The following is a 15458-nucleotide window of genomic DNA, read 5'->3' on the forward strand; positions in this document are numbered from 1 at the left end:
TTCCTTATTGTTATTTAACACTTGTAAAACCAAGCTCAGAAGTTGCACCAAAACGATCAGTGATATTCGCTGTAATTGAGGCAACTTTTACAGTTGGCTTCCAATTCGCTTTTGCAATTCCTTGTGCATCTGTAGCAACTGTTATTGCCCCTAAATATTGCTCAGCTTCTTTTGATGCCGCATTTTGATTACCAAAAAATTCAACTTGGTAACGTTGATTTGGTAAACCATTAACTTCTACCGCAACTGAACCCTTATTCGCAGTTAATTTAGGAGCTTTAATACCCTGATTAGGTTGAGCATTACAGCCTTGTTCATTTGGTTGAGTACATGTTTTTTGTTGTTTAGATGGATCAACAACCACACCACCACCACGAGAACCTACGAATCCTTCATGCTCAAGTGCAGGTACACCAAATACAATTGCACCTAAACGCTGATTCGGTACACATGAACCACCCGCTTCACAGCGCTTAATATCTTTACCATTGTCCCAAATCAGGTTTTTAGTCAATGTAATTTTTGCATTTGCATCTTTTTCCGAACGAATCGCGACACCAATACGGTTACCATGAACTTTGTTGCTATCGAGAATGTTGCCATCGCCAGTCATGTTAAAACCAATCGAGTTATTGGTCATTTCGTTGTAGGCAATATAGTTACGCTTGCCCCAGTTAATCTGTAAACCATCCGAATAGTTTTCGAATTTATTACCGACTACGGCATTGTCATTACCCCACAAAATTTCAATACCTTGTGATGGCTCTGGGTTTGCTTTAGTTGAAACAAAATGGTTATTTGCAATTAAGTTAAACGCAGCACCACGGGTTAGTTCTAAACCATCGCCATTATCTTGGAAGATGTTGTCTAAAACTTTATTGTTATTGGTCGTGGTTGCAGTTGGGTTACCTTGTCCATCATCACCAGTAAGCATGACACCAGCACCACCGTAGTTATTGCTAATACGGTTATGCTGAATGAGATTATTGCTTGAACGGTTGATCAATACACCAATACAGAAACGATGAATATCTAGACCTTTTAACGTGACGTTATTTACATCGCGTAGTACTAAGCCCGGTAAAGTCATCGTACGCACATTGGTCCCATACTGTTCAGGGTTTGCGCCCGGGCAAGCTTTCGCACCTTCGCCTTTAATATAGTTTGAACCATCGATCGCGATATATTCACCAGTTTTATCCCACTGAGTACCAATGATTTTGACTGGTGCTTTAATCTCAGGAAGCGCGCTGTTTAATTTGATTGCATAGGGTGCTTTGCCCACTGCCTGAATCAAGATTTCGCTCGCATCGGCTGGGTTAGCATTGGCTTGCTCAATTGCCCAACGTAAAGAACCTTTGTTGCTGTCGTCCTGATAACGGTCAACAACATAAGTTTGCGCAGCAGCTACACCTGAAACCATCAAACCTAATGCAAGAGTAGTTAAACGTAATGTATTCATTTCATCATGTCCTTATGATTTATGGGTTTGTTGGTTGAACGGTTTTTAAAATCTGTTTGAGCTTGGTCACATCAATTTGCCCTGGTGCAGAAGCCTCACCAATCATGCCAAAGCTATAACTTCCGCCCATATTGGCTGTTGCAACACGAGAAATCGTACCTAGTTGGCCCATTGACATGGTCAATAAAGGTTTAGTGGTTTGCTGACTTACTTTTAAAGTCGCGTTCATTAGAGTAAAAACGTCTTGTTTGGATTTTGGCATTACTGCAATTTTGAGAACATCTGCGCCCATCTGATCTTGTTTTAACAAGCGTTTTTCAATTTCATCTTGGCTTGGTGTTTTCTGGAAGTCATGATTAGACATCACAACCAACACTTTCTTTTGATGTGCTTTTTGAACAATTTCTGAAACTACTTTTTGATCACGGAACATTTCAACGTCTAACCAGTCCATGAACGGATTTTTTAAATAAGCCTGATAGGTCTTACCATAATCCACATCACTAATTTCAAGTTGACCACCTTCGTTTTTAGTACGAATTGTGGCAATCATTGGCTTATTGCCTAAAATCTTTTTCAATTCATGACCTAACGCAATGACTTGTTTTGTATCACTAGCAAAACTGAGTAAATCAATACGAAACTCTGCCAAATCAGCATCTGCCGTATTTGCAATAACTTGAGCTTGCGCTAAAGCTTGTTCTTTTGTTTTTGCTGTAATCGGAACAATCGTTTTAACAGCTGTAGTAGCAGCCTGAGTCTGGGTAGCCAAAGCGACAGGTTCAGCATTCACCTGTGCTGTAAAAAATGGGAGTGCAAGCAAACTTAAGCTTAATAATGTTTTCATGTTCATATCATTCATCCTTAAAAAGGCTACACGCATCCATAGACGAGCATGTGTAGCCTTGGGTGTTTCTTAAATATCAAAAAATACAGTTTCGTCATCGCCTTGAATACGAATATCAAAGCGGTAAACAACTTCACCATTTTCTTCAAAACGCTTTGCAATAAGAGTTTGACGACGTGGTGCCCATTCAATGCTATTTAAGATTGGATCATTGGCATTTGCTTCTGCTTCATCTTCAAAATAAACACGCGTATTAAGACCTAAATTAATACCACGAGCAAAAATCACTAAAGCGATATGAGGTGCCTGAGTTGAACCTTTACGCCCCGCAGTTGCACCCGGTTTAATAGTATTGAAACTCCAAATACCCGTTTCAAAGTCTGCACCAGTACGGCCCCAACCTTGAAAAGCTGGGTCAGCTTTTTGCTCACGTGTATCAGCCTGACTTGGGTAAATACCATTTGCATCGGCCTGCCAAATTTCGATAAGCACATCGCGTAGAGGTAAACCCAACCCGTCAAATACTTGTCCTTCAAGACGGATACGCTGGCCTTGGGTTTGGTCTTGTACAAGCTGGTTATTAAAGTTGTTTTCAAAAACTTCGATATTTGCTTGTTGTGGTAACAAACCAATGTGAACGTAAGGACCACCCGTTTGAGATGCAGTTTCTTTTAATTCCTGAAAATTCCAGTTATTCATGCTAAGGCTCCTGATTAAGTCAATTCGTTTTCGAAGTAAGTCGCTCGACGTCCACGTAAAGTGATGTCAAAACGGTAACAACGGCTATCAGCTTCGATAAAGTTGTTTTTATCTTCTAGTGCAATTAGTGCACGACGTTGATCTTCAGAAGGAATGGTTTTTAAAATCGGACAAGAGTCGATTAAAGTATCACCTTCAAAATAAAACTGTGAAATCAGGCGCTGAGCCCAACCATCAGCAATTAAAGAGAAATGAATATGTGCCGGACGCCATTCATTAATACGGTTACGCCATGGGTACGGACCCGGTTTAATGGTACGGAAAATATAAAAACCATTTTCATCCGTTAATGTGCGGCCACAACCACCGAAGTTAGGGTCCATGGCGCCAATAAATTTATCGTTTGGATGACGGTAACGACCTGAAGCATTGGCTTGCCATACTTCTAAAAGCGCATTTTTTACAGGACGACCAAATTGATCACGAACATAGCCATGAACAATGACACGCTCACCAATTGGCAAACCATCTTTGGCATAGTTCAAAATCAAATCGTTATCTTTTGGACCAAACAGATTTGAAGAAAAATGCGGTCCAGTGACTTCAGTTAAAGTCTCGTTAATAGAGATCAATGCATTTTTTGGCGAACGTAATACACTTGTTTTATAACCTGGCGTATACGCTGGTGGATGATCATCTGTATTACGTTGGGCGTAAGCACCCCAGCTATGTTGTGACATCTTTATCTCCTTAATCCTGTTCTTTCGCTGCAATTGGGCTTACTTCTATTCCCAATTCTTTAAAGACTTCTTCAGCCATATGCATTGCAGCGTTTGCAGCAGGTAAACCTGCATAGAGTGAGCTATGTAAGATCAACTCTTTTAAATCTTCTTTAGTTACACCGTTGTTGAAGCAAGCACGTAAATGCATGCGTAGTTCATCTTCACGACCAAGCGCCAATAAAATTGCGATAGTCACTAAACTACGTGTGTGACGTGGCAAGCCTGGACGAGACCACACCTCACCCCATGCGTAACGGCTAATAAAATTTTGAAAATCTTGGTTAAAGTCATTTAAGTTCTGCAAAGACCGACCAACATGCTTTTCACCTAAAACTTCAGTCCGCACTTCAATGCCTTGTTTATAGCGTTCTTCATCATTCATTGTGGTAGACCTCCATTAAGTTGCATCGGTATGCGCAACAAGTGATTTAACAAATACAGCAACAGCCGCAGCAGTCGCTGGAATCAGTAATAAACTGAGAATGGCAGTAAACGACCAATCATTACCGAGTAGTACTGCACCAATCCAAGCACCAAATACCGCACCAAAACGTCCAATACCCGTCATCCAAGACACACCTGTTGCACGGCATTGGGTTGGATAGAAGCGAGCACTTAAAGCTGGCATTGAAGATTGCGCACCGTTAATCGCGATACCTGCACAAAGCACCAATACAGCAAGTAAAGTTGAATTTCCTAAGCTTTGACCCACAGCAATCGCAAATAGACCTGCGGCGAAGTAGAAAATAGCAATCACTCGATTCGGGTTAAATTTGTCCATCGCCCAACCAATGAACAATGCACTTACCACACCACCGAACTGGAACAATCCACCGATAAATGCAGCACGCTCCATTGAGGCACCTGTTTCACGCATGAGTGTTGGTAACCAGCTTGTAAGCAAGTAAACAACAACCAATCCCATGAAATAGGTTAACCAAAGCAAAAGTGTTCCTTTCGCATATGGTTTAGAAAACATAATTCCAAAAACATTTTTCTTTTGAGCCGTTTCAGTTTTCTCTTCTGGAACATAAAAAGTGCTTACGTCTTTAACTTGAGTTGGCGCAATATGATTTAAAATTTTGCGTACTTTCTCTGGGTCTTTACCTTTAACAATTAAAAAGCGGTAAGACTCAGGTAAAACGAAAATCACTAAAATCATTAAGATCAGAGGTGACCAGCCACCCAGCAAAAATAGACTGTGCCAACCGTAAGTCGGAATGAGCCAGCTACTAATAAAGCCACCTGTTGCCATACCTAAGTTGTACCCACAGAACATACATGTCACCAATAGTGAACGAATGCGTGTTGGACAGTATTCAGAAAATAATGTGGTGGCATTTGGCATAGCTGCACCTAGCCCAATACCTGTCAAAAAGCGCAATACAACAAGACTATCCAGATTTGTGGCATAGGCAGATGCCAAGGTAAAACCACCAAAAATCAGCATTGAAACGGCCAAAACAATTTTGCGACCAAAACGGTCAGCTGTCGGGCCAGAAACCAAAGCTCCAATAATCATTCCACCAAGTGCAGCACTCATTACTGGGCCTAACTGAGAACGATCAACGCCCCAGTCCTGAGCCAAAGCTGGAGCGATAAAGCCCATTGCAGCAGTATCAATACCATCAGTAAAAATAATTAAGAAACAGATGATTGCGATCATCCATTGATACTTACTGAGGGGAGCATCATTAATCAGTGCTTGAGCATCGATACTTTTGTTTGGTGCAGCGTAATCCTGAGACGCCATATTTGCCTCCTTAAGGCCAATTCCTTTTAAATCACTAAGCTATTAGATTTGCTGAATAAACCTAGTCAATTCCTGAGTAAATCTTTGTGGTTGTTCAATATTAGAAAGATGAGATGCTTCCAATTTTGCAAGTTGGCTACTGTTGATAGCACGCTGCATAAACTCAGCGTCTGCTACTGTAGTCACCGGATCATATGTCCCTGCAACCAGCAGTACCGGAATCTGGATTTGTGCAATTTCATCTCTTAAATCAGCATGTGCTAAAGCACGACATGCATTGGCATAACCTTGTGCGGGTGTGTTTGCGAGACTTTGAATCGTCGTTTGTGCAACCACATTATGTTGATAGTCGAATTTTTCGCTAAACCAACGTGTGTGCGTGGTCTTAACCAATTCAGCTAGTCCATTTTGTTCTACAGATTCTGCGCGGCTTAACCAAGCATCAGCCTGCCCAATTTTGGCTGCTGAATTTGCAACAGTAATACTATGAAAGCGCTCTAGATAATGAATACCTAACCAAAGCCCTGTAATTCCACCCATTGAAATGCCACAAAAATGAGCTTTTTCAATATTTAAGGCATCTAAAATATCAACAACATCTTCTGCTAAGTTTTGCAATGTGGTGTCGCTAATTACATCACTTTCACCATGGCCACGTGTGTCATATGTAATGACATTAAAATGACTTTTTAATTCATTTAACTGTGGCTGCCACATCCCATGGTCTGTTCCTAACGAATTAGAAAACACAAGCACAGGAGCATCTTTTAACCCTTCAGTGTAAACAGCTAGCTGTTTTCCTTGACGATTGCTAATAGTCTGTTTCACTTTGACTCTCCTTGTGCTTCTTGCAGAACAGCATCAATTTGAGCTTGAATGTTGCCCAAATAGTTTTGTGCTTTAAATATTTCCAAAATTTCTGTTTGACTAAAATGTTCTTTTACTTCATCTAACTGACTAACCACCTCAGATAAATGCTGGTTTTGAGCCACGGCTGTTTTACAAGCTGCTTCAACAACATGATGTGCATTTAAACGTCCAATTTTTGGAGCCAGTGCCATCATCACAGCTTCCGCCATAATCAACCCATTAGTACATTCAAGGTTCTGTTGCATATGCTCAACATTAACTTCAAAACCTTGTAAAACTTCACCAGTACGACTTAAAGCTCCAGCACAAAGCTGAAAAATTTCAGGGATTGCTAACCATTCTGCATGCCACGCACCTAAGCTACGCTCATGTTCCTGCACCATACTTTGATAGATGCTAGACATAAGTGCTGGTACGCGATTCGCTGCTGCAAGTACTGAAGCTGCTGCCACTGGATTACGCTTATGAGGCATGGTCGATGAACCACCACGACCTTTTGCAGTTGGCTCAAACAACTCTGCAATTTCGGTTTGCATCATGAGTGACCAATCACGTGCCATCTTGCCTGTATTCCCAACAATCATGCCGAGCACACTTGCGATTTCTACAATACGATCACGCTCACCATGCCATGTGCTTGTGGGTACAGTCAGATTCAGCTGCTTAGCAAATGCAGTTACCACAAGTGAACCTTGGTCTTGCAAAGAAGCTAATGAACCAACAGCACCACCTAACTGAGCAGTGAGTACACGTGGTTTCATTGCTTGTATACGGTCCAAATCACGTTTAAATGCAGAAGCCCAACGTGCAAGCTTATGTCCTAAAGTAATTGGCAAAGCTTGCTGTAACCATGTACGCCCAATCATGACCTGATGGCGATATTGCTTAGCTTGTTGTAATGCAGTGGTGTAGCACTGTTGAAGTTGTGCTTCCACAATGTTCAACGCATCACGGCATTGCAAAATACAAGCTGTGTCTAAAATATCCTGACTGGTTGCGCCCCAATGCACATAACGTGAAGCATCTTCATCAGCATCTTTAACAATTGCTGTAAGTTGTTTTACAAATGGAATTGCAATATTCCCAGCTAGGCCAGTTGCCACAGCCAAAGCTGGAAAATCAAACTTTTCTAGTGCTTGTTCAGCCACTTGTGCAATTGTATGAGCAGCATTTTGAGGAATCACGCCAACTTGTGCCTGTGCTTGAGCTAGCGCAACTTCAACCCGAATCATATATTTGATTAAAGATGAATCACTAAAGATGTCAGTGACGTCTTTTTGATAAAACAAGCTGGCATATAACTGGCTCATGATTAAACTCTCTCAATAATGAGTGCAATACCTTGGCCTACACCAATACACATTGAACATAAAGCATAACGTCCACCTGTTTGTTCAAGCTGGTTTAAAGCTGTAGTGACGAGGCGTGCACCTGAGGCACCTAACGGATGACCCAAAGCAATTGCACCACCGTTTGGATTGACCTTGTTGCTATCATCTGGCAAGCCTAAATCACGGGTCACTGCCAAAGCCTGTGCAGCAAAAGCTTCATTCAGCTCAATCACATCCATCTGCTCTAAAGTCAGGTTGGCTTGTTTAAGAAGCTTTTTGATTGCAGGTGCCGGAGCAAAACCCATAATGCGCGGTTCTACACCCACTGCTGTTGAAGCAATGATCTTGGCACGTGGTTTTAGGTTATAAGCCTGAACTGCATCATCAGAAGCAATAAGCAATGCTGCTGCACCATCGTTAATGCCCGAAGCATTCCCCGCAGTGACTGTACCATCTGCTTTTACAACTGGCTTAAGTTTGCTTAAAGCTTCAAGCGTAGTTGATGCACGTGGATGTTCATCGGTATCAATCACAACAGCATCTCCCTTACGCTGAGGGATTTCAACTGCCACGATTTCTTTAGAAAAAAAGCCTTTGGCTTGCGCGCTTGCGGTGCGTTGTTGGCTCGCCAAGGCAAACTGGTCCTGATCTGCACGATTCACGTTGAACTTTTCAGCCACGTTCTCGGCAGTCTGGGGCATGGTGTCTACACCATACAATTCTTTAAGTTTTGGGTTAATAAAACGCCAGCCCATGGTGGTGTCTTCAATCTTCTGGCTACGGCCAAAAGCACTGTCTGACTTACCCATCACATAGGGTGCACGGCTCATGCTTTCTACACCACCTGCAATCACCAAGTTTGCTTCACCCGCTTTAATGGCACGGGCAGCAATGGCAATGGCATCGAGTGATGAACCACACAGACGGTTAATGGTGGTTGCTGGAACCTGATACGGTAAACCAGCTAGAAGTGCTGACATACGACCAACGTTACGGTTGTCTTCACCGGCTTGGTTGGCACAGCCATAGATCACATCATCGACCTGTTCCCAATCTACATTTGGGTTACGCTGCATAAGCGCTTTAATCGGCAAAGCACCAAGGTCATCGGTACGAACAGGAGCAAGGCCACCGGCGTAACGACCGAATGGAGTACGGATGGCATCGATGATATAAGCGTTTTTTAATGTCATTTCCTACTTCCTTACCCTTGTGTCTCATCAATCAAAGTTGCACCTGTTAAAGCTTGCAACTCATCAAAGCTAAGACCTTCCACTTTCTCAATCACTTTCAAACCATCTTTGGTCACATCAATCACACAAAGATCGGTGTAAATACGGTCCACACAGTGCTTACCCGTAACCGGATAGCTCAGCTCAGCTACAATCTTCGGTTCACCTTGCTTGGTCACATGGTCTGTGGTGATGAATACTTTCTTGGCACCTACAGCTAAATCCATTGCACCACCAACGGCAGGAATCGCATTTGGCGCACCCGTGTGCCAGTTGGCCAAGTCACCATTAGCAGCAACCTGAAAGGCACCCAGCACAGCAATATCAAGATGACCACCACGCATCATGGCAAATGAGTCGCCATGGTGGAAAAAGCTGCCGCCTTCAAGCATGGTCACAAATTCTTTACCCGCATTAATCAGTTCAGGGTCTTCTTCACCTTCCGCTGGTGGTGGGCCAAAAGCCAATAAACCATTTTCAGAATGAAGGAAAATATCTTTGTCGTTAGGTAGGTAGCTCGCGATCTTGGTTGGCAAGCCAATACCCAAGTTCACATAGGCGCCATCTGGAATGTCTTGTGCCACACGTTTTGCAATCTGGTCACGGCTGAGTTTCTGGTAGCTCATGTTATTTCTCCTTATTGCTTACTGTGCGGGCTGTACTTGTACAACATGCTGTACAAAGATACCTGGGGTGATGATGTGCTCTGGGTCTAATCCACCTAACTCTACTACCTCAGAGACCTGAACAATGGTGACATCAGCAGCCATAGCCATGATCGGGCCAAAGTTACGTGCAGATTTACGGTAAACCAGATTGCCCCAACGATCGCCCTTATAGGCTTTAATCAAGGCAAAGTCAGCTTTAATTGGATATTCAAGTACGTAGTCTTTACCATCGATCTGGCGGGTTTCTTTACCTTCAGCTAAAAGTGTTCCAAAGCCTGTTGGGGTAAACACTGCACCAAGTCCCATACCCGCTGCCTGAATACGGCACGCCAGATTACCTTGCGGAACTACTTCAAGCTCGACCTTTCCAGCACGGTACAGTTCATCAAACACATAAGAGTCTGATTGACGTGGGAAAGAACAGATGACTTTTTTAACTGAACCAGCCTTAAGCAGTTTAGCTAGACCGTAATCGCCATTACCGGCATTGTTGCTGACAATGGTTAGGCCTTTAACACCCAGTTCAATAAGACCGTCAATGAGTTCAGCGGGTTGTCCTGCGGTACCAAAACCACCAATCAGGATGGTGGCACCATCTTTAATCTGCGATAGAACCTCGCTAAGAGAGGACTTACTTTTGTCAATCATTAGACAACTCCATTGTGCTCATTGAAGAAGAGATAGGTAAGAGAGTTAGGCACACTGAGGCGAGAAGAATAGATAAATATTTCACTCAATCCCGAGTGTTTCCCTTAGATTTCCCTTTTAAACATTCTTGATAATTTTTATAATTTGATCTAGTTATCCCACTATGGTTTTGTTCGGTATAAGTGAAATTTGTTCGATGATCGAACATTATCTAAAGTAGTTGTGAAATCTTGATAAATCGTAAAACTTATAAATGTAAAAGAATATGAGTTGTTATAAATAGATATGTAGAAAATTTCCTTAGACGATTTAATCATCCAAGCAATTTAAAAATAATAGAATTAAGATTAAGATTAAGATTAAGATTAAGATTAAGATTAAGATTAAGATTAAGATTAAGATTAAGATTAAGATTAAGATTAAGATTAAGATTGAGATTGGAGAATCAAACGCGCAAGTTCTAAATCATCGGGATAGGTAATTTTTATATTATCCGAACGCCCCATCACGACCCGTACAGTTTCACCCATATATTCAAGTGCACTTGCTTCATCTGTAATAGTGACGTTATTTTCTAAAGCATGTTCAATTGCTTTTTTGAGTTTACCAATTTTAGTAATTTGAGGAGTTTGAGCTTGCCATAATGAGTCTCGGCTTACTGTTTTATCAATATGATCGCCTGTTTGAACTTGCTTTAAAGTATCACGAACAGGAATTGCTAAAATAGCACTATCATTTGATTCAATTGCCTTTGCCACAAGTGCATTTAAACAATCAATTGTTACACAAGGTCGAGCTGCATCATGCACAAGGACCCAATCATTTTCATCAGCAAAATTTAAAAGATGATTTAATGCATTTAATACTGAATGAACTCGCTCAGCTCCACCAGTGCAAAAATGCGCCTTATCTATATTTTGAAATGCAAGAGTCTGAGCAAAGGTATCTTGTGTACCAATAGCCAAAACATAACCATTTAACGGAAGTTGACTTATACGCCGAATAGTGTGTTCTAAAACAGTCCTATCCTGAATATATTGATACTGCTTCAATTCAGTTTTAGAAAATCGACTTCCTGATCCTGCAGCTGGTATAACTGCCCATAATTTAGTCTGGGATATCTGGGGATGCAGGTGTCTCATTCGTTTCCAAATCAACTTTAGCGTTCGGGTCAATATAAATAGGTTTGTAATGGGTACTGATTGTACTCATTTGAACAAATGTCTCGTGAGGTTTAACCAAACCAAGATCAAGGCGAGCATGTTCTTCTATTGCTTCTGTACCATTTTTTAGGTCAAAAACCTCTGCTGCCAAAATACGGTTCCGTTCTTTAAGCTCTTCATTTACCTCAGCTTGTTGCTGAATTTGTTGCATGAGAGCTTGATGAGGGATATAGCCACCCTCACCTAACCAAAATTGATATTGCAGTATAGCTACTAAAACAATAACTAGTAGTAATATCAGTTTGCTTGAAGTGGATCGAAATACTTCTAACATATCATTAAGATTTTTAATTAAAAACTTTCGTTAAGAGTTTGTATTGTATAGTAATTAACAAACAACATGCGCAATTCCTGCAAAAATTTAAGCAAAATTATTAATGGGCATATTACTTTAATTGACCATTGTGACATGTTTCATTTTGTCAAAAATGAATGGAATTTGAAAGGGAAATAATATTTATAAGTACAATTGCTTATAAATCAATCTATGCACCTAAACACCAGTCTAAGTATGATGAAATTATGCTGAGTAAATATAGAAAAGCCCTCATTAAAGGGCTCTTATAAATCGACTGCTTATGAGAGTCTAAATCAGAAATTATAACGAACACTCAACGTTGCATTTCGTGGTGTTCCCCAATTCATTGAGTTAGCACCAATACCTTCATAATATTTCTCGTCAAAAATATTATCGATATTAAATTGAAGTTTGATATTTTTATCTACTTGATAGCCAAGCATCGCACTTGCTAAAACATACGCATCTTGTTCAATACGAGAGCTTCCACTACCTGTATAGTATTTACTCTTATAATTTAAACCAAGTCCTGCACTCCATTGATCAAGTTTGTACTTAACAAATAGATTCGAGGTTGTTCGAGAGTTTGTCGTATTAACCTTTGTGCCTTTTGCATCTTTTGCTTCAAAATTAGCAATACCAAAGTTAATACCCCAATTGTCGTTAATCTCGCCATCAGCTTCAAACTCAAAACCTTTACTTTCAACCCCATCTACAGCTCGATAGGCCTGCTCTGTAGTTTGTGTACCATTGCGAATAATGAATCTGTCAGGTATGAGTTCAGCAAAATTAGACTGCTTGATCCGGAATACTGATAATGCTGTATTTAAACGCCCTCCAAACCATTCGCTCTTTAAGCCAGCCTCATAACTCTTACCTGTAATCGGATCTATATATTGATCATTTATATCTTTACGTTCTTGAGGTTTAAAAATTTCTGTATAACTCGCATATATAGAATGATCTTGGGCAAAATCATAAATAGCGCCAACATATGGTGCTAATTCATTGTTAAATTCACGGTTACCTTTATCATTTTCAGATTTATATTCCCAGTTAGATAAACGTGCCCCAGCAATAATTTTTAAAGGATCAAAAATTTGAAATTTTCCGGCAATATATGCGGCAGTTTGTATAGTTTCATTTAGTGCATTTTTATCATTTAATACTACTGGTTGAAGCAACTCTTGAGCCATATCATTATAGTTAAGTGGTCCACCTAAATATTTTTCAATGTCTTGGTCTGTGTTAGATCCACCAAAAATATCCTTTGTTTTCTCATTCTTATTCCAAGATCCACCAATAATGATTTCTTGTGGACGATCAAAAAGCGTAAATGGAGCATTGATAAAAACATCAATATTGTTTTCTTCATTTGCAGCTTTTGCGCTATATACAGAAACATAATCAGGTTTATTCTTCTGATTATCATTTGGATTTTCTAATGGACTGGTATTGGTTGCCTTGTCTACTTTTCCAGCTGTATATAGCAACATGGAGTCCGTATCTTCTTTACGGAAGGTATAAGCAACATTTAAATTAACCTCATTAAATAAATTCTGCTTTAAGTTTGCAAATACTGCAGTTGTATTCACATCCCAATAAGTCCAAGGTGCACTTACAGTTAAGCTCCTAGAAAAATTGGTACGAGTCCCATCAGTATAAAAAGCAGGTGTGCCGCCCCAACGAATACCATCACGATGTAATTCTTGATAAGTTGCACCAAGCGACATGCTTGTTTTATCACTCAAGTCATAATCAACCGCACCATAAAATACATTCCGTTCTTTCTCATAAAAATCCATAAATGATTTTTCATCAGAATGTTTTACAAACATGCGACCACGCAATGAACTATCAGCATTAAGCGGTGTAGAAATATCTGCCGAACTACTCCAAGAGTTCCATGAACCTAATGATGTGCTGACATTACCAGTGAGTTCTTTTGAATTTGCATGTTTCCGAATCATGTTCAGCGCCATCGCTGGATTCCCCGCACCTGTGGTTAGACCACTGGCCCCCTTAACTACTTCAACACGATCATAAATATCTAAATCAAGGTCCCCTGTACCTAAATTAATCGTACTCGGCATTCCATCTATTAAGTAATAGTCCACCTCAAAACCACGTGCATAAACTTTTTGGCGCTCATCAGTACGTGAGGTCGAAACACCCGTAATATTATTCATTAAATCTTGAAAGGAATCGATTTTTCGATCATCTAAATATTCACGGGTTAAAACTTTGACCGATTGAGGAGTTTCACGAAGAGATAAATTTAATTTTGTAGAAGTATTTGAACTTTTTGCTGTATAGCTGCCCGAGCCTTCAGTAACAGCCGGATTTTCTTGTTCTGCTTGTACTTTTATCGTTGCTAAAGTGGCTGTTTCGGTTGGTTGTTCTGCATAAACAAATGAAGGTATCGTCAAAGCCATAGAAAGTACTAAAGGGTGAACTTTAAATGCTTTTCTAAAGGGCGGATTGTACATAAGAAAATTCCATAATAACTAATGTGCTGAACCATATTTTTAGCCTTCCACTACCTTGTTCCTTGTTACACAGTAGTAGAAGTTCGGCACAAAAATTAACACGAATGATAATTGCTATCAACTTTAAGTTAATAATTATTCTTATTTGTTTAATATGATTTACTAATCAATATTGCATAAATCACAGAATCGCTATCCACACATCAAAATTTGGATGTCTAACGGATTGAATACTCATCTTGTTGAGTCATGGTGCTGCAGCCATGAGCTTTATATTATTGATTCAAAAATATATAAACCAATTTTCAAATTCAAATTGACTATGGAACTGCTCAAGAACATGAGAAATAAAAAACTACACAGTATTTTCTTTTATATTTTATTATTCTTCATAAATCTCATAAAAGAGAATAAAGGTATAAACTGTAGTGCATAAAATTTTAGCATTTTCTTTAGCAAGCTTAGGTTTAAGTGCCTGTAATAATCCTACTGATGATAGACCTTCAAAAATACTTAATATGGAGAGTAATCAGACACAACATACATCAGCTACCCCCTATATATTTGAATATAATGATATTGTATACACACTAAAAGCTGGACAAGATCCAGATACTGCCCATTTAAAATTTAAAAACTTATTAAAAAAAATTCCCTCTAGCGATAATAATTTAGATATTTTAAAAACCAAACGCAAGGTACTTATTCACTTAGGTTGCCTTAAAGGAGCATATATAGTTACCGAAAAAATTCTAAATAAAACAGATAGTTCACAACTACAAGAGATGCAATGCATTTTCTTAAGAAAAATGAAAAAAGATGCTCATGAAATAAAAGAATGTTATGAAAAAACGGCCCATAGCTATTTAAACGAAATAAATTTAATTCCGAAGGCAGCTGTACGATATCAATATGCATTGTGGGGACATTATGCAGCAATGTTCCATGCCGGCCATATCGAATATAGAGATAAACTTCAAGAAATTATTGATTATCACAACATTGAAGATCACAAAAAAACATATCAACAAATGTATGAAAATATACTGAATGCCAGTGCTTTTCAAAAACGTTTAGATGCCATTCCGTATAGCCCGAATTGTCAGTAAAGTATATTAATGGATGTTATAAGCCACCATCCTCCTCAAAATTTTGG

General features: G+C 39.8%; 15 protein-coding genes. 1 reads left to right on the top strand and 14 read right to left on the bottom strand.

All coding sequences use genetic code 11. The annotated features are described in order from the left end of the window. Positions 1–10: 10 nt before the first annotated feature. From ASF86_RS06035 to ASF86_RS06100, 14 genes are all read right to left on the bottom strand, one after another. On the bottom strand, positions 11–1462 hold the full coding sequence (locus ASF86_RS06035; protein WP_056480470.1) for a nitrous oxide reductase family maturation protein NosD: 1452 nt from the start codon (positions 1460–1462) through the stop codon (positions 11–13). 19 nt (positions 1463–1481) lie between these two features. Next, a complete protein-coding gene (gene aroD / locus ASF86_RS06040; protein WP_080758406.1) occupies positions 1482–2309 on the bottom strand; it encodes a type I 3-dehydroquinate dehydratase in 828 nt (275 codons plus the stop codon). Between the two features lie 69 nt (positions 2310–2378). After that, on the bottom strand, positions 2379–3008 hold the full coding sequence (pcaG, locus tag ASF86_RS06045) for a protocatechuate 3,4-dioxygenase subunit alpha (protein ID WP_003652024.1): 630 nt from the start codon (positions 3006–3008) through the stop codon (positions 2379–2381). A 14-nt stretch (positions 3009–3022) separates the two neighbouring features. Further along, complete coding sequence (gene pcaH / locus ASF86_RS06050; protein ID WP_056480474.1) at positions 3023–3748, bottom strand: protocatechuate 3,4-dioxygenase subunit beta; 726 nt, start codon at positions 3746–3748, stop codon at positions 3023–3025. Positions 3749–3758: 10 nt separating this feature from the next. Continuing rightward, positions 3759–4172, bottom strand: a complete 414-nt coding sequence (pcaC, locus tag ASF86_RS06055) for a 4-carboxymuconolactone decarboxylase (RefSeq protein ID WP_056480477.1) — start codon at positions 4170–4172, stop codon at positions 3759–3761. 15 nt (positions 4173–4187) lie between these two features. Continuing rightward, a complete protein-coding gene (locus ASF86_RS06060) occupies positions 4188–5543 on the bottom strand; it encodes an MFS transporter (RefSeq protein ID WP_005040146.1) in 1356 nt (451 codons plus the stop codon). 42 nt (positions 5544–5585) lie between these two features. Continuing rightward, entirely contained in the window at positions 5586–6371 is a 786-nt protein-coding gene (pcaD, locus tag ASF86_RS06065) for a 3-oxoadipate enol-lactonase (RefSeq protein ID WP_056480480.1), read from the bottom strand. After that, complete coding sequence (gene pcaB / locus ASF86_RS06070; protein ID WP_056480483.1) at positions 6368–7723, bottom strand: 3-carboxy-cis,cis-muconate cycloisomerase; 1356 nt, start codon at positions 7721–7723, stop codon at positions 6368–6370. The genes pcaD and pcaB overlap by 4 nt, the downstream gene beginning before the upstream one ends. Before the next feature lie 2 nt (positions 7724–7725). Next, positions 7726–8937 (bottom strand): 3-oxoadipyl-CoA thiolase, encoded by a 1212-nt coding sequence (pcaF, locus tag ASF86_RS06075; RefSeq protein ID WP_056480486.1) that lies wholly within the window; start codon positions 8935–8937, stop codon positions 7726–7728. A gap of 11 nt (positions 8938–8948) precedes the next feature. Next, a complete protein-coding gene (locus ASF86_RS06080) occupies positions 8949–9602 on the bottom strand; it encodes a 3-oxoacid CoA-transferase subunit B (RefSeq protein ID WP_056480487.1) in 654 nt (217 codons plus the stop codon). Between the two features lie 18 nt (positions 9603–9620). Further along, positions 9621–10292: a 3-oxoacid CoA-transferase subunit A gene (locus ASF86_RS06085; RefSeq protein ID WP_045431259.1), complete on the bottom strand. Its 672-nt coding sequence runs from the start codon at positions 10290–10292 to the stop codon at positions 9621–9623. Between the two features lie 425 nt (positions 10293–10717). Further along, positions 10718–11434 carry a 2-C-methyl-D-erythritol 4-phosphate cytidylyltransferase gene (gene ispD, locus ASF86_RS06090; RefSeq protein ID WP_056480490.1) on the bottom strand — a complete coding sequence of 239 codons (717 nt, stop codon included), beginning with the start codon at positions 11432–11434 and terminating at the stop codon, positions 10718–10720. Continuing rightward, positions 11400–11789: a cell division protein FtsB gene (gene ftsB, locus ASF86_RS06095; protein WP_004643028.1), complete on the bottom strand. Its 390-nt coding sequence runs from the start codon at positions 11787–11789 to the stop codon at positions 11400–11402. Before ftsB ends, ispD begins: the two co-directional genes overlap by 35 nt. 317 nt (positions 11790–12106) lie before the next feature. Continuing rightward, positions 12107–14302 (bottom strand): TonB-dependent siderophore receptor, encoded by a 2196-nt coding sequence (locus ASF86_RS06100; RefSeq protein WP_056480491.1) that lies wholly within the window; start codon positions 14300–14302, stop codon positions 12107–12109. Between the two features lie 428 nt (positions 14303–14730). Between ASF86_RS06100 and ASF86_RS06105 the strand changes: the two genes are divergently transcribed. Next, positions 14731–15411 (top strand): hypothetical protein, encoded by a 681-nt coding sequence (locus ASF86_RS06105; protein WP_056480493.1) that lies wholly within the window; start codon positions 14731–14733, stop codon positions 15409–15411. Positions 15412–15458 lie beyond the last annotated feature (47 nt).

It is taken from the genome of Acinetobacter sp. Leaf130 (assembly GCF_001423205.1).
Classification (GTDB): Bacteria; Pseudomonadota; Gammaproteobacteria; order Pseudomonadales; family Moraxellaceae; genus Acinetobacter; species Acinetobacter calcoaceticus.